Source organism: Rhodococcus aerolatus, from assembly GCF_054783215.1.
In genome coordinates this window covers 1-5392 of sequence record NZ_BAAGQZ010000065.1, presented here as the reverse complement: position 1 = coordinate 5392, position 5392 = coordinate 1, and the positions used below count along the sequence as shown (strand labels likewise).

Here is a 5392-nt window from a genome sequence, read left to right as displayed (position 1 = left end):
GTCCTACTCTCCCACACCCTGGCGGGTGCAGTACCATCGGCGCTGGAGGGCTTAGCTTCCGGGTTCGGGATGGGACCGGGCGTTTCCCCTCCGCTATGACCGCCGTAACTCTGTGAAACTGTCACACCAGCAACCTGTACCCGTGGTTGCGGGGTTGGGTGGTGTGTTGTCTCAGATACTGCACAGTGGACGCTGCGTGTCATTGCTTTTGGTCTTGCCACAGATGTTTGGGTGTGTGGTAAGTCCTCGGCCTATTAGTACCAGTCACCTGCACACCTTGCGGTGCTTCCAGTTCTGGCCTATCAACCCCATGGTCTGTGGGGGGCCTTACCCACGCGGTGGTGGTGGGAAACCTCATCTTGGAACGAGCTTCCCGCTTAGATGCTTTCAGCGGTTATCTCTTCCGAACGTAGCCAACCAGCCGTGCCCCTGGAGGGACAACTGGCACACCAGAGGTTCGTCCGTCCCGGTCCTCTCGTACTAGGGACAGGTTTCCTCAAGTTTCCTGCGCGCGCGGCGGATAGGGACCGAACTGTCTCACGACGTTCTAAACCCAGCTCGCGTGCCGCTTTAATGGGCGAACAGCCCAACCCTTGGGACCTACTCCGGCCCCAGGATGCGACGAGCCGACATCGAGGTGCCAAACCATCCCGTCGATATGGACTCTTGGGGAAGATCAGCCTGTTATCCCCGGGGTACCTTTTATCCGTTGAGCGACACCGCTTCCACGTGCCGGTGCCGGATCACTAGTCCCGACTTTCGTCCCTGCTCGACATGTCCGTCTCACAGTCAAGCTCCCTTGTGCACTTGCACTCGACACCTGATTGCCAACCAGGCTGAGGGAACCTTTGGGCGCCTCCGTTACATTTTGGGAGGCAACCGCCCCAGTTAAACTACCCACCAGGCACTGTCCCTGAACCAGATCATGGTCCGAAGTTAGACATCCAATTCGACCAGAGTGGTATTTCAACGATGACTCCACGACCACTGGCGTGGCCGCTTCACAGTCTCCCACCTATCCTACACAAGCCGAACCGAACACCAATACCAAGCTGTAGTGAAGGTCCCGGGGTCTTTCCGTCCTGCCGCGCGTAACGAGCATCTTTACTCGTAGTGCAATTTCGCCGAGTCTGTGGTTGAGACAGCAGAGAAGTCGTTACGCCATTCGTGCAGGTCGGAACTTACCCGACAAGGAATTTCGCTACCTTAGGATGGTTATAGTTACCACCGCCGTTTACTGGGGCTTAAATTCTCAGCTTCACCACTTGCGTGATTGACCGGTCCTCTTAACCTTCCAGCACCGGGCAGGCGTCAGTCCGTATACATCGTCTTACGACTTCGCACGGACCTGTGTTTTTAGTAAACAGTCGCTTCTCTCTGGTCTCTGCGACCACACCCAGCTCCCCGCGCGAGGCGGTTCACCAGACGTGGTCCCCCTTCTCCCGAAGTTACGGGGGTATTTTGCCGAGTTCCTTAACCACAGTTATCTCGATCGCCTTGGTATTCTCTACCTGACCACCTGTGTCGGTTTGGGGTACGGGCCGTGCGGGAGCTCGCTAGAGGCTTTTCTCGGCAGCATAGGATCACCACGTTCGCCTCATTCGGCTATGCGTCAGGTCTCAGGCTTGTATGGGGCACGGATTTGCCTGCACCCCGCCCTACACCCTTACACCAGTGTTACCACTGACTGGCCTGGCTACCTTCCTGCGTCACCCCGTCGCTTGGCTACTACCGGATCGGGTCCCACGTTCCACCACAGGCGCCTCACCCCGAAGGGATCGGTCGCCGGGCTTCAGATGGTTAGCATCACCGGGCTCGCCAGGGGCGCGCCCACACGGGTACGGGAATATCAACCCGTTGTCCATCGACTACGCCTGTCGGCCTCGCCTTAGGTCCCGACTCACCCTGGGCGGATTAGCCTGGCCCAGGAACCCTTGGTCATTCGGCGGCAGAGTTTCTCACTCTGCTTTCGCTACTCATGCCTGCATTCTCACTCGTGTGGCCTCCACCCCTGGATCACTCCGGGACTTCCCTGGCCACACGACGCTCCCCTACCCACCCACACCACTGCCAGAACCCCCGCAAGGGTCCTGGGGTGCATTGTGTGAGTGCCACGGCTTCGGCGGTGTGCTTGAGCCCCGCTACATTGTCGGCGCAGGATCACTTGACCAGTGAGCTATTACGCACTCTTTCAAGGGTGGCTGCTTCTAAGCCAACCTCCTGGTTGTCTTCGCGACCCCACATCCTTTCCCACTTAGCACACGCTTAGGGGCCTTAGCCGGTGATCTGGGCTGTTTCCCTCTCGACTACGAACCTTATCGCCCGCAGTCTCACTGCCGCGCTCTCACTCACCGGCATTCGGAGTTTGGCTGGTGTCGGTAAGCTGTTGGGCCCCCTAGACCATCCAGTAGCTCTACCTCCGGTGAGAAACACGCGACGCTGCACCTAAATGCATTTCGGGGAGAACCAGCTATCACGGAGTTTGATTGGCCTTTCACCCCTACCCACAGCTCATCCCCTCCATTTTCAACTGAAGTGGGTTCGGGCCTCCACGACGTCTTACCGTCGCTTCACCCTGGCCATGGGTAGATCACTCCGCTTCGGGTCTAGAGCATGCGACTTCATCGCCCTGTTCGGACTCGCTTTCGCTACGGCTGCCCCTCACGGGTTAACCTCGCCACACACCACTAACTCGCAGGCTCATTCTTCAAAAGGCACGCCATCACCCACCACCTCGAGGGTGCGCAGGCTCTGACGGATTGTAAGCGCACGGTTTCAGGTACTATTTCACTCCCCTCCCGGGGTACTTTTCACCTTTCCCTCACGGTACTAGTCCGCTATCGGTCACCAGGGAGTATTTAGGCTTACCGGGTGGTCCCGGCAGATTCACAGCGAATTTCACGGGCTCGCTGCTACTCGGGTACTCGTGCACGACAGACCTGATCCGTTTTCGCGTACGGGACTCTCACCCTCTCCGGCACGCCGTCCCAGACGACTTCCGCTAACGCCAGGTTTTCTCACTGTCGGCCACCATGGCAGAGGTGACACGCACGAACCCCACAACCCCACACCTGCAACGCCTGCCAGCTTGGCACAGACATGGTTTAGCCTCATCCGCTTTCGCTCGCCACTACTCACGGAATCACTGTTGTTTTCTCTTCCTGTGGGTACTGAGATGTTTCACTTCCCCACGTTCCCTCCACACGCCCTATATATTCAGGCGCGGGTAACCGCACATCACTGCGGCTGGGTTTCCCCATTCGGACACCCTCGGATCTCAGCTCGGTTGACAGCTCCCCGAGGCTTATCGCAGCCTCCTACGTCCTTCATCGGCTCCTGGTGCCAAGGCATCCACCGTGCGCTCTTACACACTTACAACACAACATCTCGACAAAAACATGAAACAAAGATGCTCGCGTCCACTGTGCAGTTCTCAAACAACACACGAAGCACCACCTCGTCGCTGCACACCACACTCCGCTCCCCGGACTGACCCGGGGCCGGCAGTTGTGTGAGCAGGTGATGCCCGCACCCAGAGACAAACACACCCCGTGTCCCCCACGAGCTCGGGGACGGTGTGTTCTCTCAGGACCCAACAGCGTGTCGACATACCCCCCACCACCACCCCCACACAGGAGGACAGCATCGGTGAGAGGAGGTGTCAGCGTTCCACCCATGAGCAACCCCGCGCCACACGAACGGTGGCGAACGAGGCCAGAACCACCCACCCCCACCCCAACGGGCAAGGAGTGATCCGGTGGTCGCTGCAAAGCTCCTTAGAAAGGAGGTGATCCAGCCGCACCTTCCGGTACGGCTACCTTGTTACGACTTCGTCCCAATCGCCGATCCCACCTTCGACGGCTCCCTCCACAAGGGTTGGGCCACCGGCTTCGGGTGTTACCGACTTTCGTGACGTGACGGGCGGTGTGTACAAGGCCCGGGAACGTATTCACCGCAGCGTTGCTGATCTGCGATTACTAGCGACTCCGACTTCACGGGGTCGAGTTGCAGACCCCGATCCGAACTGAGACCGGCTTTAAGGGATTCGCTCCACCTCACGGCTTGGCAGCCCTCTGTACCGGCCATTGTAGCATGTGTGAAGCCCTGGACATAAGGGGCATGATGACTTGACGTCGTCCCCACCTTCCTCCGAGTTGACCCCGGCAGTCTCCTGCGAGTCCCCACCATTACGTGCTGGCAACACAGGACAAGGGTTGCGCTCGTTGCGGGACTTAACCCAACATCTCACGACACGAGCTGACGACAGCCATGCACCACCTGTACACCGACCTTGCGGAAACCACATCTCTGCAGCTGTCCGGTGCATGTCAAACCCAGGTAAGGTTCTTCGCGTTGCATCGAATTAATCCACATGCTCCGCCGCTTGTGCGGGCCCCCGTCAATTCCTTTGAGTTTTAGCCTTGCGGCCGTACTCCCCAGGCGGGGCGCTTAATGCGTTAGCTACGGCACGGATCCCGTGGAAGGAAACCCACACCTAGCGCCCACCGTTTACGGCATGGACTACCAGGGTATCTAATCCTGTTCGCTACCCATGCTTTCGCTCCTCAGCGTCAGTTACTGCCCAGAGACCCGCCTTCGCCACCGGTGTTCCTCCTGATATCTGCGCATTTCACCGCTACACCAGGAATTCCAGTCTCCCCTGCAGTACTCAAGTCTGCCCGTATCGACTGCACGCCCACAGTTGAGCCATGGGATTTCACAGTCGACGTGACAAACCGCCTACGAGCTCTTTACGCCCAGTAATTCCGGACAACGCTTGCACCCTACGTATTACCGCGGCTGCTGGCACGTAGTTGGCCGGTGCTTCTTCTGTACCTACCGTCACTTGCGCTTCGTCGGTACTGAAAGAGGTTTACAACCCGAAGGCCGTCATCCCTCACGCGGCGTCGCTGCATCAGGCTTCCGCCCATTGTGCAATATTCCCCACTGCTGCCTCCCGTAGGAGTCTGGGCCGTGTCTCAGTCCCAGTGTGGCCGATCGCCCTCTCAGGCCGGCTACCCGTCGTCGCCTTGGTAGGCCGTTACCCCACCAACAAGCTGATAGGCCGCGGGCCCATCTCGCACCACGAAAGCTTTCCACCCCACGCCATGCGACGCGGAGTCATATCCGGTATTAGACCCAGTTTCCCGGGCTTATCCCAGAGTGCGAGGCAGGTCACCCACGTGTTACTCACCCGTTCGCCGCTCGTGTACCCCGAAGGGCCTTACCGCTCGACTTGCATGTGTTAAGCACGCCGCCAGCGTTCGTCCTGAGCCAGGATCAAACTCTCCGTTGAATTTACTGCATATCAACACAAGGTTGACCCAGCAAGAAAAAACTCACTGACATCAAACAACACCCGACCAACCACCAAAGACGGTCAGCCAGGTGC

At 58.6% G+C, this 5392-nt stretch carries 3 rRNA genes; all 3 read right to left on the bottom strand.

The features are described 5' to 3' along the window. A 5S ribosomal RNA gene (rrf, locus tag ACYVOF_RS20175) occupies nucleotides 1-107 on the bottom strand; the annotation flags it as partial. Between the two features lie 127 nt (nucleotides 108-234). Beyond that, nucleotides 235-3378 (bottom strand): 23S ribosomal RNA (locus ACYVOF_RS20170). 402 nt (nucleotides 3379-3780) lie between these two features. Next, nucleotides 3781-5296 (bottom strand): 16S ribosomal RNA (locus ACYVOF_RS20165). Between the last annotated feature and the right edge of the window lie 96 nt (nucleotides 5297-5392).